17 protein-coding genes and 2 pseudogenes are annotated in these 18,713 nt (G+C 37.6%); 15 read left to right on the top strand and 4 right to left on the bottom strand.

Annotation, left to right across the window (positions count from 1 at the left end):
• Positions 1 to 138: 138 nt before the first annotated feature.
• Positions 139 to 1,668, top strand: a complete 1,530-nt coding sequence (locus MLD65_RS13750) for an FAD-dependent oxidoreductase (protein ID WP_243292487.1) — start codon at positions 139 to 141, stop codon at positions 1,666 to 1,668.
• Between the two features lie 61 nt (positions 1,669 to 1,729).
• On the opposite strand, the gene msrA is transcribed toward MLD65_RS13750, so the two are convergent.
• Positions 1,730 to 2,257 (bottom strand): peptide-methionine (S)-S-oxide reductase MsrA, encoded by a 528-nt coding sequence (gene msrA, locus MLD65_RS13745; protein ID WP_243292444.1) that lies wholly within the window; start codon positions 2,255 to 2,257, stop codon positions 1,730 to 1,732.
• Between the two features lie 158 nt (positions 2,258 to 2,415).
• On the opposite strand from msrA, the gene MLD65_RS13740 reads away from it, so the two are divergent.
• The 4 genes and pseudogenes from MLD65_RS13740 (at position 2,416) to MLD65_RS13730 (ending at position 6,532) form a co-directional block, all read left to right on the top strand.
• On the top strand, positions 2,416 to 3,609 hold the full coding sequence (locus MLD65_RS13740; RefSeq protein WP_243292443.1) for a cytochrome P450: 1,194 nt from the start codon (positions 2,416 to 2,418) through the stop codon (positions 3,607 to 3,609).
• A gap of 159 nt (positions 3,610 to 3,768) precedes the next feature.
• Positions 3,769 to 3,939 (top strand): annotated as a pseudogene (locus MLD65_RS18465) (DUF5316 family protein); the annotation flags it as partial.
• A gap of 117 nt (positions 3,940 to 4,056) precedes the next feature.
• Complete coding sequence (locus MLD65_RS13735; RefSeq protein WP_243292442.1) at positions 4,057 to 5,433, top strand: hypothetical protein; 1,377 nt, start codon at positions 4,057 to 4,059, stop codon at positions 5,431 to 5,433.
• Positions 5,434 to 5,845: 412 nt separating this feature from the next.
• Positions 5,846 to 6,532, top strand: coding sequence for an NUDIX hydrolase (locus tag MLD65_RS13730; protein ID WP_243292441.1), 687 nt, complete (start codon positions 5,846 to 5,848; stop codon positions 6,530 to 6,532).
• A gap of 175 nt (positions 6,533 to 6,707) precedes the next feature.
• Here the strand turns inward: MLD65_RS13730 and MLD65_RS13725 are convergent, their stop codons facing one another.
• A complete protein-coding gene (locus MLD65_RS13725) occupies positions 6,708 to 6,926 on the bottom strand; it encodes a spore germination protein (protein ID WP_243292440.1) in 219 nt (72 codons plus the stop codon).
• Between the two features lie 227 nt (positions 6,927 to 7,153).
• On the opposite strand from MLD65_RS13725, the gene MLD65_RS13720 reads away from it, so the two are divergent.
• The 5 genes from MLD65_RS13720 to narI all read left to right on the top strand — a co-directional run bounded on the left by MLD65_RS13720 (position 7,154) and on the right by narI (position 15,244).
• On the top strand, positions 7,154 to 8,659 hold the full coding sequence (locus MLD65_RS13720; protein WP_243292439.1) for a nitrate/nitrite transporter: 1,506 nt from the start codon (positions 7,154 to 7,156) through the stop codon (positions 8,657 to 8,659).
• Positions 8,660 to 8,739: 80 nt separating this feature from the next.
• Positions 8,740 to 12,423 carry a nitrate reductase subunit alpha gene (locus MLD65_RS13715; protein WP_243292438.1) on the top strand — a complete coding sequence of 1,228 codons (3,684 nt, stop codon included), beginning with the start codon at positions 8,740 to 8,742 and terminating at the stop codon, positions 12,421 to 12,423.
• Positions 12,413 to 13,963 (top strand): nitrate reductase subunit beta, encoded by a 1,551-nt coding sequence (gene narH, locus MLD65_RS13710; protein WP_243292437.1) that lies wholly within the window; start codon positions 12,413 to 12,415, stop codon positions 13,961 to 13,963. Before MLD65_RS13715 ends, narH begins: the two co-directional genes overlap by 11 nt.
• Positions 13,935 to 14,498, top strand: a complete 564-nt coding sequence (gene narJ / locus MLD65_RS13705) for a nitrate reductase molybdenum cofactor assembly chaperone (protein WP_243292436.1) — start codon at positions 13,935 to 13,937, stop codon at positions 14,496 to 14,498. The genes narH and narJ overlap by 29 nt, the downstream gene beginning before the upstream one ends.
• 23 nt (positions 14,499 to 14,521) lie before the next feature.
• The gene (gene narI / locus MLD65_RS13700; protein WP_243292435.1) at positions 14,522 to 15,244 is read left to right on the top strand and encodes a respiratory nitrate reductase subunit gamma; all 723 of its coding nucleotides are present in this window, start codon (positions 14,522 to 14,524) and stop codon (positions 15,242 to 15,244) included.
• A 147-nt stretch (positions 15,245 to 15,391) separates the two neighbouring features.
• Here narI and MLD65_RS13695 read toward each other — a convergent pair whose 3' ends face one another.
• Positions 15,392 to 15,814 carry a hemerythrin domain-containing protein gene (locus MLD65_RS13695; protein ID WP_243292434.1) on the bottom strand — a complete coding sequence of 141 codons (423 nt, stop codon included), beginning with the start codon at positions 15,812 to 15,814 and terminating at the stop codon, positions 15,392 to 15,394.
• Positions 15,815 to 16,177: 363 nt separating this feature from the next.
• Between MLD65_RS13695 and MLD65_RS13690 the strand changes: the two genes are divergently transcribed.
• Positions 16,178 to 16,378 (top strand): hypothetical protein, encoded by a 201-nt coding sequence (locus MLD65_RS13690; RefSeq protein WP_243292433.1) that lies wholly within the window; start codon positions 16,178 to 16,180, stop codon positions 16,376 to 16,378.
• 116 nt (positions 16,379 to 16,494) lie between these two features.
• Complete coding sequence (locus MLD65_RS13685) at positions 16,495 to 16,707, top strand: hypothetical protein (RefSeq protein WP_243292432.1); 213 nt, start codon at positions 16,495 to 16,497, stop codon at positions 16,705 to 16,707.
• 183 nt (positions 16,708 to 16,890) lie between these two features.
• Here MLD65_RS13685 and MLD65_RS13680 read toward each other — a convergent pair whose 3' ends face one another.
• Entirely contained in the window at positions 16,891 to 17,181 is a 291-nt protein-coding gene (locus MLD65_RS13680; protein ID WP_243292431.1) for a hypothetical protein, read from the bottom strand.
• 391 nt (positions 17,182 to 17,572) lie between these two features.
• On the opposite strand from MLD65_RS13680, the gene tnpA reads away from it, so the two are divergent.
• The 3 genes and pseudogenes from tnpA to MLD65_RS18460 all read left to right on the top strand — a co-directional run bounded on the left by tnpA (position 17,573) and on the right by MLD65_RS18460 (position 18,504).
• Complete coding sequence (tnpA, locus tag MLD65_RS13675; RefSeq protein ID WP_347709307.1) at positions 17,573 to 18,058, top strand: IS200/IS605 family transposase; 486 nt, start codon at positions 17,573 to 17,575, stop codon at positions 18,056 to 18,058.
• A 79-nt stretch (positions 18,059 to 18,137) separates the two neighbouring features.
• Positions 18,138 to 18,358 (top strand): annotated as a pseudogene (locus tag MLD65_RS13670) (NAD(P)/FAD-dependent oxidoreductase); the annotation flags it as partial.
• 68 nt (positions 18,359 to 18,426) lie between these two features.
• Positions 18,427 to 18,504: a YvrJ family protein gene (locus MLD65_RS18460; RefSeq protein WP_481748529.1), complete on the top strand. Its 78-nt coding sequence runs from the start codon at positions 18,427 to 18,429 to the stop codon at positions 18,502 to 18,504.
• Positions 18,505 to 18,713: the final 209 nt, after the last annotated feature.

Below are 18,713 nucleotides of genomic sequence, written 5' to 3'. Positions count from 1 at the left end.
CCCCAATACGTCTTCACACTTCAAAAGAAGGTTAGATTGTCTAGCCTTCTTTTCCTTTTTCGATATTTTTTGATGTACTGTACATATTCTTACCCCAAATTATACAAATTATGGAATATAGATACAAGGAGGAATATGATGGGACACAACAATCGACTAGAATACCCTGAACCAATTTGGAAAGAAGATGTCACCCTCCCTACCTTTCCAACATTAGATGGGGATGTAAATGTTGATGTTACAATTATCGGGGCTGGAATTACAGGTGTTACAACCGCTTATTTATTAAGTCAAGAAGGGCTAAATGTCGCCTTACTGGATGCTGGAACTGTTTTAAATGGCACAACGAGTCACACCACCGCTAAAGTAACGATTCAACATGGATTAATTTACGATGAACTAATTCAACATGTCGGATTAGAAAAAACGAAAGAATATGTAAAAGCAAATGAGCATGCAATGAAGTGGATGGAACAATGGATTTCTGAAAAGCAAGTTGATTGCGGGTGGACGAACGAGGATGCTTTCGTCTACACAAATGAGCATGCAAAACTTGATGCTTTAAAAAAAGAATTAAAGGCTTATGAGAAGCTGCAAATCAACGGGGGATTCTTAACAACGATGCCTCTACAAATCGATCATCTCGGTGCACTTGTCATACGAAATCAAGGACAATTTCATCCATTAAAGTATTTGCTTGCGATGATTCACGAATTAAGACAAAGCGGAGCGCATATTAACGAAAATACAGTGGCAGTAAACATCGAAGAGGGCCAGAAGGTAAAAGTCAAAACGAAAGACAATCAAACAATTGTATCTGACCATGTTGTCATTGCATCGCATTTTCCGATGTATTGGAAAGGGTTATATTTTGCACGAATGTATGCAGAACGAGCTTATGTCGTTGCAGCGAAAATGAAAGAGCCGTATCCAGGTGGGATGTATATTAGTGCCGAAGAACCGAAACGTTCGCTCAGGAAAACTACTTATAATGGCGAGGAAGTTGTGTTAATTACAGGTGAAAACCATAAGACAGGTCAAGGTATCGATACGATGCAGCATTATCATAACCTTGAAGCATTTGCTGAAAAAACGTTTCAAATAGAAAACTATGTGACAAGATGGTCAACGCAAGATTTAATCACAACAGATAAACTCCCTTACATTGGGCGGGCAACGAAAAACTTAAAAAACATTTATGTTGCTACCGGGTTCCATAAATGGGGGATGACAAACGGAACAGCCGCTGCTCATCTAATAAAAGATCTTATTTTACAAAAAGAAAATCCTTATGCTGAAGTCGTCACACCAACAAGGTTCCATTCAGACCCAGATTTCAAACAACTCTTTATTCAAAATTTCGATGTAGCTAAGTATTTTGTGACAGGGAAAATGTCTTTACCAACAAAGAAAACTTCTGATTTACAAAAAGATGAAGGAGCGGTTGTTCAATTAGGCGGAGAACGAAAAGGGGCCTATAAATGTCCAAAAGGAGAGATTCACATTGTCGATACAACATGTACTCATCTAGGATGTGAACTAGCATGGAACTCTGGTGACCGTACGTGGGATTGCCCTTGTCACGGTTCACGCTTTTCCTACAAAGGACAAGTCGTCGAAGGCCCAGCGGAAAGACCTCTTCATTATGAACATTTTACAGGAGAGTAAGTTCAAATAAGTATCGGATTAAAAGAAGTAGTTTCAATAACGAAAACTACTTCTTTTTTCTTTATTCCCAATGCTTCCGAATATATTCATCCCGGCCGGATTCAATCCGCTCTTGTTTATATTTATCAGGGTTTTTCTTATGAAAATCTTGGTGATAATCTTCAGCAAGGTAGAAGGGGGCTGCTGGTAAAATTTTTGTGACAATTGGTTTCGTAAATTTCCCGCTATTTTCGAGCTTCTCTTTTGATTGCACAGCTTTTTCTTTTTGCTGGTCATTATGATAAAAAATGGCGGTGCGGTATTGTTCACCACGGTCTTGGAATTGTCCGCCTACATCTGTTGGGTCAATTTGCTGCCAATAGATTTCTAAAATATTTTCATATGGGAATATGTCTGGATCAAACGTAATTTGAACCGCTTCATAATGTCCTGACTTTCCAGATTTCACTTGTTCATATGTAGGATTTTCAATATGCCCACCTGTGTATCCTGATACGACCTTATGTATTCCATCCCATTGGTCAAACGGCTTTACCATACACCAAAAACAACCACCTGCAAAGGTTGCCTTCTCTAATTGTTTTGTCATCGTAACACCTCTTTTTTGACGTTTATTTTTCAAATTTTAGCATTCCTCAAAACTTTCAGCAAAGAAAATGCTCGTCACCCTAAACGAATAAAGAAAAACATGGTAATATATATGTTAACTGTGTATTTATCGAAGTTAACAAAAGGTGAGGGATGTTTATGACGACAAAGCAAGAGATTGAAGTGAATGTACCTTTTTATTCTAAAGAGTTTATTGAAAATCCATATCCATTTTATGAACGAATACAAAGAGAAAACCCTATTCAATGGGTATCTACAATCCGTGAGAAAGGGTGGTTCATTACTGGATATCATGAAGCAAAATTAGTACTAACAAATCCACAATTTCAAGTTCGAACACCACTTCCTCGGCATACATATGAATATAAACATATGAAACAAGTACAAAAGAATATGATGCTCTATCAAAATGAAGAAAATCATAAAAGAATTAGACGATTGTTTCAAAAGCCATTTGCCCAGCAAATGGTTGAGAATTTACGACCATTAATTTCAAAAACGATTGATAGTTTATTAGAACAAGTAAAGGATCAAAAAGAATTTGATGTTATGCAAGATTTTTCTTATCCATTACCGAGTTTCATTATTGCTGAGATGCTTGGAATTCCAAACGATGACCGTGAAAAAATAAAAAATTGGACGAATGAGTTACTTTCTGTCATTGATTTAACACGGACTAAAAAGACGCTTTACAAAGGAAATGAGCGAGCCAATGAGCTTATCCATTATTTCCAACAACTTTTACAAGAACGAAAAGGAAAGCCGAAACATGATTTAATTAGCAAATGTGCTGCTAGTACTGATTTGACAGAAGACGAAATGATTTCTCAACTTATTTTATTAATGGTTGCTGGTCATGAAACGACCGTTAATTTAATTGCGAACTCAATCCTTAATCTTATTAAATATGAAGAAGAGCGATACAAATTAATGAGAAATCCAGAACTCATTTCATCAGCCATCGAAGAGTGTTTACGTTTTGAAAGCCCGACACAAATTACGGCGCGTTATGCAACAGAGGACATGACAATTGGAGAGGAAACGGTTCGCCGAGGATACCAAGTTTATGTTGCCTTAGGTGCGGCAAATCGAGACCCGAACATATTTAAAGAGCCGCATCGTTTTCAAATCGATCGACATCCGAATCCTCATTTATCGTTTGGTTCTGGCATTCACTTTTGTCTCGGTTCCCAATTAGCACGATTGGAAGCGCAAATGGCGATTCAACGCTTTTTTGAATTTTTTCCGAATCCCGTCATTCATGAATCAACGCTCTCATGGAGAAGACTCATCGGTTTTCGTGCCTTGCAATCTTTAAGAGTAGGAGTATAATAGGCACACATCTATCGTGGAATAAGGTGTGATGAAATGAAAAAATGGTTTATGGCCGGATTGTTATCAACTTTGTTTATTGTCGTTATTGGGGTTGTTTTTCAACAAGTTCAATACATTTTTTATATAACTTCCATTTTCTGAGTCGTCTCGCTCTTTCTATCAGGACTTTTTCTAAGTGCTTTCGTAAGTGGAGATCAAATGCGTGCCAACTTTTCAACTGAAATAAAGAAAATGAGAACTGAAAGGACCTTTCATGCCTATCGTTTTGCACTCTTTAGTCTTCCTCATATTGGGGTATCTATCCTTTCTTATATGTTATTATTTTAAATTTGGAAGCAACTGTACTTTTATTCAGTTGCTTTTTTTGATATGATCATGTGCGAGTGGTAATGATAAGTAAGCATTACCTTATGGTTTAGAAAGATCGTGATCGTGGAGGGGTATATGGAACAGATTAATCAAAAGAAACGACGACCATTTCAAGGAATGATCGCGTTTAGTCTACTTATGAGTACAGCCGTTTTTCCAATCCTCTTATACTTGCTGTACGGACTACAACTAATGGGAAGTGTGAAGGGATATTGGCCGTTCATCTTATTTTATACGACGTTTACGACTGGAGTGTTCATTTGGATTCCTATTGTTAGTAAAGTGGGAATTTATCGCTCTTTACAATGGTCCGTTGCGATGACGATTATATCGATGATCAGTACGGTTCTTTTTCAACAGTCATCAATATGGTTAGAAGTTAGCGCATTGATTACTGGATTTTCAGTGAGCGCTACGATTCCTATGACTACAACGTTATTATATCGCCATGTTGAAAGAGGAGGGGATGTGTTCACTCCAACTCACATAGCGATCGTGATTGGGAGCTTATTTTTATTGTTAAATCTCTTGCTTTTCTCCATCCAATCAGTAGGCTTATCAGTGCTATTTATATTGTATGGAGCTTCGTTGATCGTCACACTTCTCATAATAAGAAGGATGGATCCTATTGAGAAAGTAAAAGAAACACCCATTGTTCCGATAGGTGCTGCAGTTGGGCGGTTTCTGCTTATTTCATTATTAGTCATAGCGGTCCGTGTAAGTCGTATGATCCAAAATGAACAAATGATCTTTTTGTTTCTAATTGTATCGTTAGTCATTACCGTTTACATGATTATGACGGTATTAAAAGAAAAATTTATTCATTCGCTATCTTCATCATTACCTAAGCGACTTCAAGCTGAATCTTTTTTACTTGGATTAGGAAATGGTTATTTACTTTTGATCGGGATGTTTTATAGTTTGTCGTTTTACAATATATTAATTAGTATTTATATAGTGCTTGTGCCTTATTTAGCAGGTCTTGTTTTATGGACGCTCGTGAATGACAAACTGATTAAAAACATGAATCCGTTAAATGTTTTTATCATTAGTACATTCTTTATCGTGTTTGGGTTTATTTCACCTGTCTTGATTTCAATTGGAATTTTGCTTGGCAGCTACGTTTACAATATGGTGTCTACACAAAATAATATGAAAGTCTATAAACATGATTTACCACAACGAGAACTATCCATACTCATTCATATGACTTATAGGAAGATTGGGAACATCCTATTACAATTTTTTGTTTTTGTTGTCATTATATTTGTAGGGGTCTATTATAACGTCGATTGGTACAACCTTTTCCAATTGATTATCGGAAATAATAAAGTCGACATTCCAGGTATTTCGGGTTCTTTATTAATGGTCATTTTGTCATTTTGCTGTTGGTCAGCAATGGTGGGATTGGTTATTTGGATCAATAAATTGTCTAAACAAAAAGCTGTTTAAAATTTACATCCAGAGAAGAAAGCATCCTTTATCCCACTCTTAACGGGCAGTAAGACCCCACCTCAAGATTCTGTAGTAATGCAAAGAAGGTAGGTGGGGGGACAACTGCCCGTATAGGTCCGAACATAAAGAACACAGACTAAGAGCGCCACGTCCTGTGGCAACGTTTGTGAAACCCACATCCTGTGGGCCACAAGGGCCTTTAGGTCATCCCGTAGGGACTAACATTCAGTGGGGGTGAAAAACCCCCCACTGAATGAAGTTTCACTTTATAAACATTTTACGATAATTAGAAATGATGTATGAGGTTGAAACATTTTCGTGATGTCTCAACCTCTTTTTTGTATGAGATCTTAACTTTCGAAAATAATCAAGTATTTTTCAGCAAGTAAAATAATTAGGAGAATATAAAATGAAAAAAGGACATTCATCAAATTATGAAGAAATAAAAAAGATAAAAGGAAGGGATTTTTTTATGATGGATGACCATTTTAGAAAAAAGGTATTAAAACGAATACCAAAGGTTTTAGAAGAAAAATCATTTCAACATTTTGCTATTTTCGTGCCCCTTATAAAAAGAAACCATGAAATCCATATTTTGTTTGAAGTGCGTGCTCATCATATGCGACGTCAACCTGGTGACGTTTGTTTTCCTGGTGGAAAAGTAGACAGAGAAGATTCATCCGTCAAAGCGGCTGCTATTCGAGAAACGAGAGAAGAACTAAATGTCACAAATGAAGTAATTAAAGACGTTTTTCCATTAGATTATATCGTATCTCCTTTTAAAACAATGTTTCATTTATTTGCCGGAACTTTAACGACTTCTTTTGAAACCATTCACCCAAATCAAGATGAAGTAGCCGAAATCTTTACTGTACCGTTTTCATTCTTCCAACAGACAAATCCGAAAACTTATCAAGTCGAATTTATCCCAAAGCCTGCCGATGATTTTCCTTTTGACTTAATCCCAGGTGGTGAAAACTACCCTTGGCAAGTTCGCGGGTTTGATGAATTATTTTATGAATACGAAGGGCGAGTCATTTGGGGACTAACAGCCAAAATCGTTCATCACCTTACAGAAGTTTTAGAGGAACCATGATGTGTCAAGATTTCTTTAAAAAGGAAAGGAAACGAATCGAATAGTAAATGAGTGATAGATTGTCTATTATCCATCACTCTAATCTTACTTTCCTACTAGAGAGGAGGTTGATTTTTCTTTCTGACTCGTTGTCACCACATTAACTTTCGGAATTTTCAACTAATTTATATACTGTTTATTTATTAGCCGTTTGATTTTGATCATTCACGTCTGGATCAATGCCGCTTGAAATATTAAAACCATTATTCACAATATGGAAATCACCTGTATTGCCGCTTCCAGAACCAGAAACCGACTTCGACTCCGTTTTCGGAGAGAGATAAAATGAGTCTCCAAAGTTTACGATACCACCAGATACTGAATTAATTTTAATTGGGCCTACAATTGCTGGCATGATACCATCCCTTAATTCACTTTATTAATAGTTTATACGAATAAATCATGTTCGTTCTATTGAAATCCCCCATTTTATTGACCATATTTCGCCATAAAGTCCTTATTACCTTCATTAATTGGAATATCGACGATTTTAATCATTCCCTTCAGTCAAACCATGAATAATCCATCATTCTTTTTGAAATGATAGGAAAGAAATCTAAAACATAGGGAAGGGTTTCCAATATGAAGTTAACAAAAATTCAGTTACCACTTCAGACATTAAGTCTAATTGTCGGCTTTATGGTATGGGTCGCGATTTCTTCGTTAATGCCTTTTATAAGAGAAGATATCACCCTTTCATCAGCACAAATATCATGGGTGACGGCTATTCCAGTCATTCTTGGTTCTGTCCTTCGCGTACCGATTGGCTATTGGACGAATCGGTTTGGGGCAAGGTGGCTATTTCTCATTAACCTATTATTTTTAATGTTGCCCGTCTACTATTTAAGTCTGGCAAATTCTTTTGTTGACTTATTCATTGCTGGGCTATTTTTAGGTGTTGGGGGTGCTATCTTTTCCGTTGGTGTTACTTCCTTACCAAAGTATTACGCAAAAGAGCGACATGGGTTTGTTAATGGTTTATATGGAGTCGGAAATATCGGCACAGCGATTACTTCATTTGGGGCACCCATCATAGCGAATCAATTTGGTTGGAAAGTGACGGTGCAACTGCTACTTTTCCCCCTCCTTGTATTTGCTGTACTAAATTACTTCTTTGGCGACCGAGCCGAACCAAAAGTGAAGACATCTTTAAAGAAACAGATTATAAGTGTTTATCGGGATGAAAAGTTATGGTTTCTTAGTTTGTTCTATTTTATAACGTTTGGTTCGTTTGTTGCCTTTACAGTGTACCTGCCTAATTTTCTCGTTACACAATTTAATTTGAGCGAAGTGGATGCAGGTTTACGTACAGCAGGTTTTATCGCCATTTGTACATTCATTCGCCCCCTCGGTGGTTGGTTGGCGGACAAATTTAATCCATTTAAAGTTCTTATGATCGTCTTCACAGGATTAACATTTTCTGGGGTATTACTCTCTTTTTCACCAACAATAACATTGTATACGGTCGGAACGTTAGCCGTAGCGGTTTGTTCAGGGATTGGAAATGGAACCGTTTTTAAACTCGTACCTCTTTATTTTTCAAAGCAAGGGGGGATTGTTAACGGAATCGTTGCCGCGATGGGAGGGATTGGCGGATTTTTCCCACCGCTTATTTTAACAGCTGTCCATAATTTGACTGGACAATTTTCAATCGGTTTTATGGCATTATCAGAGTTTGCGCTTGCCAGTCTCATTATTGTGTTATGGATGTTTTATTCAGACAAATTAAGACTCGCAGACAACATTGTTGAAAGCACGGGTCAAGGCGTCATGGTTACCGATACGAATGGTGTGATCAAAAAAGTCAATCCAGCATTTAGTACGGTCACGGGATATAAAGAGGAAGAAGCAATCGGGAAAACCCCTAGATTACTGAGATCTGGACGACATAGCCAAAGTTTTTACAAAGCGATGTGGGAAGAGCTTGAGAAAAGCGGATATTGGCAAGGCGAGATTTGGAATAAGCGTAAGAATGGGGAAGAATATCGCGAATGGTTAACGATTAGTACGGTTGAAAACGATGCTGGTGAAGTGATGTATTATGTGGCCATTTTTAGCGATCTATCAAAAGAAGTAAATAAGCCATAAACAGAATGAATCTAACTAAAAAGCACTTTTCTATTTTTTTTCATAGAAGTAAGGAAAACAATTAGAAAGGACGTTTAAGAATGAAGAAAAAAATAGCTCCATTACTTAAAAAGTTAACTTTTTTTGGAAGAACGGAAGATTTAAACAATCACAGTACGTTATCACGTGCAGATCGTGAATCCGAAAAATACTACAGAAATAGATGGCAGCATGATAAAGTAGTCAGAACAACTCATGGTGTTAACTGTACTGGTTCATGTAGCTGGAAAGTGCATGTGAAAGATGGAATTATTACATGGGAAACGCAACAGACGGACTATCCAACAACAGGGCCAAACATGCCAGAATACGAACCGAGAGGATGTCCTAGAGGGGCTAGTTTTTCATGGTATACATATAGCCCTTTACGTGTTCGTTATCCATATGTAAGAAGCGCGTTATTAAAGGTTTGGAAAGAAGCTTTACAACAAACAAACGACCCGGTAGAAGCATGGAAAGTCATATCAGAAAATTCAGATATGCAGAAAGTATACAAATCTGCGCGCGGAAAAGGCGGGTTTGTACGAGTAAACTGGGACGAAGTAACAACAATGATTGCATCCCAATTAATCCATACGATTAAACAATATGGACCTGATCGAATTATCGGATTTTCGCCAATCCCAGCTATGTCTATGGTTAGTTATGCTGGAGGAGGAAGATTTTTAAATTTAATTGGAGCACCATTACTGAGCTTTTATGATTGGTATGCCGATCTTCCGCCAGCATCACCGCAAATATGGGGTGAACAAACAGACGTACCGGAAAGCTCTGATTGGTATAACTCGAGTTATTTAATCGTCTGGGGATCTAATTTACCACAAACACGTACACCAGATGCCCATTTTTACGTAGAAGCACGGTATAACGGGACGAAAGTCGTTTCGGTTAGTCCGGACTATGCGGAGTTTGTCAAGTTTGCCGATAATTGGCTGAACGTTCATCCCGGGATGGATGCTGCACTTGCGATGGGCATGACACATGTCATTCTTAAAGAATTTTATGTGGATCAACAAACTCCCTATTTTGAAGATTACGTAAAAAAATATACGGATTTACCCTTTTTAGTTACATTGAAAAAGCAAGGGAATAGTTATAAAACGAATCGATTTTTACGGGCAAGTGACCTTGGCATGAAGGTAAATAAAGCAGAATGGAAAACGATTCTTTTTGATCAAAAATCGAATCAATATGCTGCTCCTAATGGTACGATTGGCCATCGTTGGTCAGAGGGGGGAGAGTGGAATTTACACTTAAAGGATACGGAAAATCAACTCGGGGATATTGAACCGGCACTTTCTCTTCTCGGAATAGAAGATCATACCGTATTAGTCCAGTTTCCATACTTCGGCCAGGAACAAAGGCAAATTATTGAACGGGGCGTACCTGTTAAGGAAATGAATCAAAATGGTGAAACCCTTTATGTAACAACGGTATTCGATTTAATGCTAGCTCAAGCGGGTGTTGATCGCGGGCTACCTGGGGACTATCCGAAAGATTATGATGATCCAAAACCATACACACCTGCATGGCAAGAAGAAATGACGGGTGTTGACCGCAAACTTGTCGCCCAAATTGCCCGAGAGTTTGCCCAAAACGCCGTTGATAGTAAAGGGCGTTCGATGATTATTATGGGTTCAGGTATTAATCATTGGTATCATTCAGACACCATTTATCGAGCGATTTTAAACCTCGTATTATTAACAGGTTCACAAGGTGTAAACGGTGGGGGATGGGCACATTACGTGGGCCAAGAAAAAGTGCGCCCACTTGAAGGATGGCAAACGGTCGCAATGGCCCGTGATTGGGGAGGACCACCACGTTTACAAAATGGTACATCGTTCTTTTATTTTGTGACAGAACAATGGAGATATGAGGATCAGCATACTTCTGATTTAATTTCTCCTTTAGTTGATGAGCCAATGTATAAACATCTAGGCGATTACAATGTACTTGCTGCAAGGTTAGGTTGGCTCCCTTCTTATCCGCAATTTAATAAGAACTCGATTTCATTATATGAAGAATCAAAAGCGACAAATAATGAAGAAGTGATCAAGTATGTTGTCGATCAAGTAAAAAATGGTCAAATAAAGTTTGCCATAGAAGAGCCTAGTAACCCTGTGAATTTTCCTAAAACGTTGTTTGTATGGCGGGCCAATTTACTAGGAAGCTCTGCAAAAGGTCATGAATATTTTCTTAAACATTTACTCGGTACCCATTCAGGGATTTTAGGTGAGCCAGAACCATCTTTAAATACAGAAGAAGTCGATTCAAAAGCCGAAGTACAAGATGGAAAACTCGATTTATTAATTAATATGGATTTTAGGATGTCAGGAACTGGCTTATACGCAGATATCGTTTTACCAGCAGCAACATGGTATGAAAAATATGATATTAGTTCGACGGATATGCATCCATTTATTCATCCTTTTAACCCAGCAATCACACCACCGTGGGAAAGTAAATCGGACTGGGACACATTTAAAAAATTAGCTGAAAAATTCCAAACGCTTGCTGAGAAGCACCTACCAGACCCGGTAAAGGATATTGTCGCTACACCACTTCTACATGATACACCTGATGAAGTATCGCAATCGTTAGGATTTATTCCGGATTGGAAAAAGAACGGAATGGAACCGATTCCTGGAGAGAATTTCCCGCATATTCATATTGTCGAAAGAGAGTACACAAAAGTATACGACAAATTTATCGCACTTGGACCAAATGCTCGCGGGAAAATCGGAGCAAAAGGGCTATCTTGGAATGCTGAAGAGGAATATAACAAATTAAAAGATATCGTCGGTACAGCGAAAAAGACAAAAGAGTATCAAGACTGTCCGGATATCTCGGTAGATCGAAATGTAGCGGAAGCCATTTTAACCTTATCCAGTACAACAAATGGTTCTTTAGCAATGAAAGCTTGGGATGCATTGGAAAAGAAAACAGGTCAACAATTAAAGGATTTAGTGATTGAACGAGCGGAAGAGCATATTTCCTTTGATGAGATTACTGCTCAACCTAAAAAAGTTCTATCCTCTCCAGTATTTAGTGGATCAGAAACGGGAAATCGCCGTTACTCACCATTTACGACAAATATTGAGCGGCTTATACCGTTTCGGACGTTAACAGGTCGACAGCATTTTTTCTTAGATCATGAATTAATGTTAGAGTTTGGCGAAGATTTACCAACTTTTAAAGCACCTTTAAAGAAGGCGGCTTTTTATAACAAGGACAATCAACCAGCATCGACAACAAATGAAATAAAACTACGCTATTTAACCCCCCATTTTAAATGGTCTTACCATAGTACATATGGAGACACATTACCGATGCTTACGTTGTTTAGAGGTGGGCCACACGTATGGTTAAACAATGAAGATGCTCTGGCGGTGGGGATTCAAGATAATGACTGGCTTGAAATGTACAACCGAAATGGAGTCGTAGTGGCTCGGGCGGTTGTAAGTCATCGATTACCGAGAGGGGTCGCTTTTATGTACCATGTTCAAGACCGGACAATTAATGTTCCAGGTTCCAAGATTACAAAAGACCGGGGAGGTACGTTTAATAGTCCAACAAAAATTCACATAAAGCCGACACAAATGATTGGTGGATACGCTCAGCTTAGCTATGGATTTAATTACTATGGTCCAACGGGAAACCAACGAGATGAACAAGTCATCATTCGCAAATTAGACCGAAATGAGGTGGATTGGCTTGAAGATTAAAGCACAGTTTGGAATGGTTATGAACCTTGATAAATGTATCGGTTGTCATACATGCAGTGTTACATGTAACAACACATGGACGAATCGTTCAGGTGCAGAGTATATGTGGTGGAACAATGTTGAAACAAAGCCTGGCGTCGGTTATCCGAAAGAATGGGAAAATCAAGATACCCATAAAGGAGGATGGGAAGTTAAAAATGGAAAATTAGAGTTAAAAGCTGGAGGACGTGCGAAAAAGTTACTCAATATTTTTTACAATCCGGATTTAACGAAAATCGATGATTTTTATGAACCATGGACCTATGATTATGAAACCTTAATTAAAAGTCCAGAGAAAAAACATCAACCTGTCGCCCGGCCAAAATCTCAACTGACGGGAGAGTATATGGATTTACAGTGGGGGCCGAACTGGGAAGATGATTTAGCAGGTGTTTATAACACCGGGAAAAAAGATCCAAACATGAATCAGGTCGATGAAAAAGTTATTTCTGAGTATGAACAGGCGTTTATGATGTATTTACCGCGAATTTGTGAGCATTGCATTAACCCATCGTGCCTTTCTTCTTGTCCATCTGGAGCGATCTATAAACGAGATGAGGATGGGATCGTATTAGTTGATCAAGATTCATGCCGAAGCTGGCGTTTTTGTATGTCAGGTTGTCCGTATAAAAAAGTATATTTCAACTGGAAGACGAATAAAGCAGAAAAATGTACGTTTTGTTTTCCGCGAATTGAAAATGGTCAGCCAACGGTCTGTTCTGAAACATGCGTAGGGCGTCTGCGCTATATCGGCATTGTTTTGTATGATGCGGACAAAGTGCAAGAGGCGGCCTCCGCTAGTGACCCAAAAGATTTATATGAATCACATCTCGGCATTATTTTAGATCCAAATGATCCGGAGATTATTCAACAAGCAAAAAAAGATGGCATACCAGAAGATTGGATCGAAGCGGCACAACAATCACCGGTCTACAAGCTTGCCGTAGAGCATAAGGTGGCCTTACCTTTGCACCCTGAGTACCGAACATTACCAATGGTATGGTATATTCCACCTTTAAGTCCGATAACGAATACGTTTGCTGGACAAATTGATACATTAGACCCGAATGTGATTTTCCCAACGATTAAGCAATTTAGAATCCCAATCCAATACCTCGCGAATTTAATGACAGCTGGCGATACAAAAGTGATTGAACGAGTATTAAAGAAAATGGTAACAATGAGGAGCTATATGAGAAGTGTGAATCTAAATAAACCGTTTGATAAAACCATTTTAAAAGAAGCGGGTTTAACGGAAGAATCGGTTGTCGATTTGTATGAATTATCAGCAATCGCAAAATATAACGATCGATACGTCATACCAAAATCCCACCGCGAAGAAGCAGGGAATATGTATGCTGGCCAAGGATCAGCAGGGTACGATTTTATGGAAGGGTGTTCAGGGTGTAGTTTAGGTACTGAAAAGTATGATGATTTATATGCGTTCACTGAAGAATATTGGAGTGATCTAAATGGAAAAGCTATGGACGGAAGAATCTAGACTCGTTTTCAAACTTTGTTCGTTATTTTTAAGATATCCCGATAAAGAATGGACAGAATCAGATGAAGTGAATCAACTCATTCAATCCATCGAAAACAAGGGGATCAATCATTGTTTTCGCCAGTTCAATAAATATGTGAAAGAAACGCCATATAAAGAACTAAGTGAAAACTACGTGAGATGGTTTGACTTTAGTGAGCAAAACACCCTTTACTTAACCCATGGATTGTTTGGCGAGAACAGAGAACGAGGATTAGCTTTTGTCAAATTAAAAATGGAGTTTGCAAAAGCAGGCTTTTATATCAAAAATGATGAACTGCCAGACTATTTACCGCTCATCTTAGAGTTTGCATCCGTTGCGGATGAACACTTTGTGCAAAAAGTGTTTTTCATTAATAAAAAAGCAATCGATCAATTACTATCAAATTTAGAAAAACAAGACAATCCTTATGGTTTTATATTAAAAGCTTGTGTCATCGCAATGTCAGCCTATTTGTCTGCTCGTGAAAATGACCTGAATCATCATGCGGGTTAAGCCAATTCGGAGGGATCGTAATCATGACAGAATTTGATTATTTCTTATGGGTGATTATCCCCTATATATCGTTAACCACCTTTGTTATCGGGCATATCCATCGCTATAATACGGATCAATTTGGCTGGTCTGCCCAGTCAAGTGAATTTATCGAAAAAGATCCGTTATTAAAGTGGGGAAGCATTCTTTTTCATTATGGTGTCATTTTTGTATTTTTCGGACATGTAGCGGGAGTCCTTATTCCTAAAGGGTTTTATGATGTGATCGGAATAACGGAGCACATGTATCATTTTGGCGCTATATGGTTCGGTGGAGCTGCAGGAGTCATGATGGTGATCGGAGGTGCCTTGTTAACAATTCGCCGACTAAACAGTAAAAGGGTAAAAAGAAACAGTTCAAGAAAAGATCTTTATGTGTTGCTTTTAATTGGTGTCGTTACGGTGATTGGATTCTCAAACACGGTCGGCTATACGGCTTCAGGTGGAGAATTTGATTACCGAGCAACAATCGGTCCTTGGTTTAGGGGGATATTGAGTTTTCAGCCTTCTCCGGAGTTAGTCATGAATGCACCAATTGGATTTCAGCTTCACATTTTAGCGGCTTTTGCCTTATTTGCCGTTTGGCCTTACACGAGACTCGTTCATGTCTGGAGTCTACCATTAGAATATTTATCAAGAAAATATATTGTTTATCGAAAAATGAATCCAAAGAAAGCCGTAAAATCTATCGATGAACAAAATCGCTAATGCGACTTTGTTCAGAGGTCAGAATTTATCGAAATCAGTGAAATAGCCGATTTCCTGCCCATATAAAAAGAAAGTATGCTTAACCATTAAAAGAACCACTTTGGAATATTCCAAAGTGGTTCAAGATCGAATACATGACACGGTTTGTCATGAATGTTCATCGAATAAGTATTTTTCTTCTTCACGATTATGAATTTGAACAAGAACAGAAAATGCTTTAAAACGATCAATGACGTCATCATTCACACCATTTTCCTGCAACAACCGTTTAATATCTTTGACAAGTATCCGAAGTATATCATGATCACGAATAAGGTTCGTAATGGTAGTCGTTAATTCTGGATCTTCTTCCATTTTTCTTTTGTATAGACCTTCTTCTTCTGTTTCAGCATGGGCAAGTGTACGCGTTTCCCAATGTTCTATGAGAACCTTTGCGGCAATTAAAGAATGTTTTTCATGCCTCTCTTTATAAACTTTTTCTAATACTTCCATTAATTCTTTTCCTTCCGTTACAGCTCCATCATGGATGGATCTGTGCGCATCCAATTTGTGTAAAGATGGTCCTAGCATAGCTTATTTAAAGCCTCCTTGTTTATTACTCTTCAAGATTAATATTCAGTATTAACACACCTGTCAAAGCTAAACCGATGTAATTATTAATTGAAAATTCCGAATTCAATCACCCCTAATCCTATTATATCAAGATTGTCGGTTGTAAATATTGATTATTCTCACGGATTCTGGAAGAAAAATGTGAGGAGGTAAAGGGATTTGAAAAGAAGCGTAGTAACAAAAAAAGAACTGTTAGACAAAGTCTCATCTGTTTGGTCCCTGTAGGTTTATCCGTTTTTAGTCATGTATGCATCTGCCTATACGCAAATAACAGAAGATGAATACCATATAAACGATTAAAGGAGTGAAGGAGAGGAAAAGATGTCTGAAAATAAAAAAGAAAAAGTAATTCATGTCGATAAGCTCATCATCCATGCCAAGGATGTTGAAATTATCAATGAACAAAAAGAAAATGTGTTTCCTAAGAGAGATCCATGGGGGTTCTTTTGGGGGAGATCAAGAGATGAGGTAATGGATCAAGCAGGTTCTCAAGAAGAGCAAGAAGTAAATGAAGACCAATAGTACGACTATCAAATAGATGATGGCGGTTTCATCATTTACGAGAAAAAAGACTTTTACCCCAGTCCAATTCATCTATCATTCATAAAATAGTATGAATGAAGATGAAGGGAGGGGGAATGATGTCTGCAAATTATTATTATTTAGCTCAAAAGTACAGGGGGCAAGCCGTACAAATTAGAGATAGAAAAGGAAGAGTTTATCGGGGAAGAATCAAATACGCAACTCCACATGGCGTATACCTTCAAGCACTAAATGAACCAAGGGGATTTTTTATTCCATTTATCGCTATTGTTTCGCTCATTCTGTTATCAGCCATCTTTTTCCTTTAGGCTAATAACAAACATAAACACAGAAGTACTCCAATTAAGAAAATACTTCTGTGTTTTCTTAATAAGATACTCATTCAAATAATGATATCCGGGTCAGCCGTGTGTAATGATTTGATCCGTATATATTGATTTTATGCCATTGTATGTATGTAAAAAGGTAGTGCCTTCACACTACCAACTCATTTACCAGAAAAACGCGAATGGAATGACAGCAATGGCTACAATCGCAGCAATAGCAACTGCGGCGGCTACACCGAACCCAAATCCAAATGGGCGACCAAAAAAGCCTCCTCCATACCTAGGATAACCAAACCCTCTTGGTCCCCTTGGGCCAGATGGTTGAACAGGTCGTATATATACATGAGATGGTGAAACTCGATCTATTATTCCTCTATGTGTCTTACCAAATCTATCTCGTATTTCAACAGGTCTCCCTCGATATTTGCAGCATAAATGATAATAACCTCCGGACATTTTCACTCCTCCTCTAGTCAAGATCATGTCATACAAAGCTCTTCTTAACATAGAGTATGCTTCGGGAAGAATTTTGAACTGGACAAATGTTCAGAATTAGTTCAGCAAAAACAAATGTACACCCTATCAGAATTTTTTAAAGGGTAATGTTTTAGGATGATACGCGAGAATCCTCCCTATTTTATTGGGGAGATGAATCACGCTTTTTATTTTTAATAAGACTATATACATATTTGAAAAGACTTTAATAATAGGATTAATGATATGAAATTGGTATACTATATGTATGAAGAAGAAAAAAGAAACTATCAAACATGCTAGCAAACATGCTAGAACATGTGTTTATAACGTTAATTATCATATTGTTTGGTCAGTGAAATACTGAAGGAAAATCTTAACGCATGAAATGGAAGAATATTTAAAAGTTATATTTCAAGAAATTGCAGAAGAAAAAGGGTTTGAGGTTACCATAATGGAGGTGGGGGAAGAAGACCATATTCACGTATTTGCCTCGGCTCATCCAAAGATTTCTCGTTCGTATATCATTAAAATGCTGAAAGGAATCTCAGGAAGAAAACTGTTCTTAAAATTCCCAGAGATTAAACAAAAACTATTTAAAGGAAAACTGTGGAATAGTAGTTTTTACCTAGAAACGGTTGGTTCTATTTCGGAAGACGTCGATTCTTTTGGCAAGCTTCTCTTTATCACCCAAAATGACTTTTCGTTAAAACCAATGAGTAAAAGTAGCATTTTCTTTTTCCAGATCATACAAGCAAATAAAAAAATGATTAGCGCTGCAAAGGAGCATATTAAAATATACATTTACATTCCCCCCAGTAAGATATTGGAATACCTATTTAAACAAAGAACTATATAATCCAAAAAGTCAATAATTTTTTCAAAAAAGGAGATAAGATGCTTACTTCTGTGGAGGCCCAGCTGGGTTAAATGCAAGTTTGGTATTAGGAAGAGCTCGCAAAAACATTGCGTTATTTGACAATGATACAAAATGAAATCGTGTGACACAGGAATCACAAGGGGTTATTACACGCGATGGAATTAGGCCAGCACAATTTAATGAAATTGACGAACAAAAAGGTACCCAATCGTTCAGTAGCCTAAAAAAACGGTGTCGAAAATAACGAAACAATCGAACGACTTGTTTAATATTGCCACTATAGAGGACATGGCCATGTAAGATCTGTAGGAATATGGAATTTCGGAGATTTTAGAGGGAATAAAGTGATGGATTACACTATTGGTAATGTTGAATTTCCAGTTTTAGTAGCGTTTTATTTATTAATGAGATTCGAAAAAAATTGATCTATTGACAGTGACTATTAACAAATTAATCAAAATAACGAGGAAAATTAAAGAAAAAGAGTAGTAAAATGGCTCATCACCATAACTTGGGGTTGCTTATGTAAAAAACGAATATTTTTCCATATATGGATATGAAAAAAGCGAAAACTCTGGTATCGTAATCGTTGACGAGACAAATCACGATAGGAGTTTTCGCTATGTACAACCAG

The sequence above is a fragment of the Bacillus sp. FJAT-47783 genome (assembly GCF_022808615.1).
GTDB lineage: Bacteria > Bacillota > Bacilli > Bacillales > Aeribacillaceae > Bacillus_BZ.
Note: the sequence above shows the minus strand (reverse complement) of the source record. Positions and strands in the feature narration are given on the sequence as shown.

Excerpts from the sequence above, each read along its gene's own strand:
- MLD65_RS13725 (WP_243292440.1), bottom strand. The coding sequence starts at position 6,926 with ATGCCAGCAATTGTAGGCCCAATTAAAATTAATTCAGTATCTGGTGGT.
- MLD65_RS13685 (WP_243292432.1), top strand. The coding sequence starts at position 16,495 with ATGATGTCTGCAAATTATTATTATTTAGCTCAAAAGTACAGGGGGCAA.
- MLD65_RS13690 (WP_243292433.1), top strand. The coding sequence starts at position 16,178 with ATGTCTGAAAATAAAAAAGAAAAAGTAATTCATGTCGATAAGCTCATC.
- MLD65_RS13735 (WP_243292442.1), top strand. The coding sequence starts at position 4,057 with ATGGAACAGATTAATCAAAAGAAACGACGACCATTTCAAGGAATGATC.
- MLD65_RS13740 (WP_243292443.1), top strand. The coding sequence starts at position 2,416 with ATGACGACAAAGCAAGAGATTGAAGTGAATGTACCTTTTTATTCTAAA.
- msrA (WP_243292444.1), bottom strand. The coding sequence starts at position 2,257 with ATGACAAAACAATTAGAGAAGGCAACCTTTGCAGGTGGTTGTTTTTGG.
- MLD65_RS13715 (WP_243292438.1), top strand. The coding sequence starts at position 8,740 with ATGAAGAAAAAAATAGCTCCATTACTTAAAAAGTTAACTTTTTTTGGA.
- MLD65_RS18460 (WP_481748529.1), top strand. The coding sequence starts at position 18,427 with ATGGATTACACTATTGGTAATGTTGAATTTCCAGTTTTAGTAGCGTTT.
- MLD65_RS13720 (WP_243292439.1), top strand. The coding sequence starts at position 7,154 with ATGAAGTTAACAAAAATTCAGTTACCACTTCAGACATTAAGTCTAATT.
- MLD65_RS13750 (WP_243292487.1), top strand. The coding sequence starts at position 139 with ATGGGACACAACAATCGACTAGAATACCCTGAACCAATTTGGAAAGAA.
- MLD65_RS13695 (WP_243292434.1), bottom strand. The coding sequence starts at position 15,814 with ATGCTAGGACCATCTTTACACAAATTGGATGCGCACAGATCCATCCAT.
- MLD65_RS13730 (WP_243292441.1), top strand. The coding sequence starts at position 5,846 with ATGAAAAAAGGACATTCATCAAATTATGAAGAAATAAAAAAGATAAAA.
- narI (WP_243292435.1), top strand. The coding sequence starts at position 14,522 with ATGACAGAATTTGATTATTTCTTATGGGTGATTATCCCCTATATATCG.
- MLD65_RS13680 (WP_243292431.1), bottom strand. The coding sequence starts at position 17,181 with ATGTCCGGAGGTTATTATCATTTATGCTGCAAATATCGAGGGAGACCT.
- narJ (WP_243292436.1), top strand. The coding sequence starts at position 13,935 with ATGGAAAAGCTATGGACGGAAGAATCTAGACTCGTTTTCAAACTTTGT.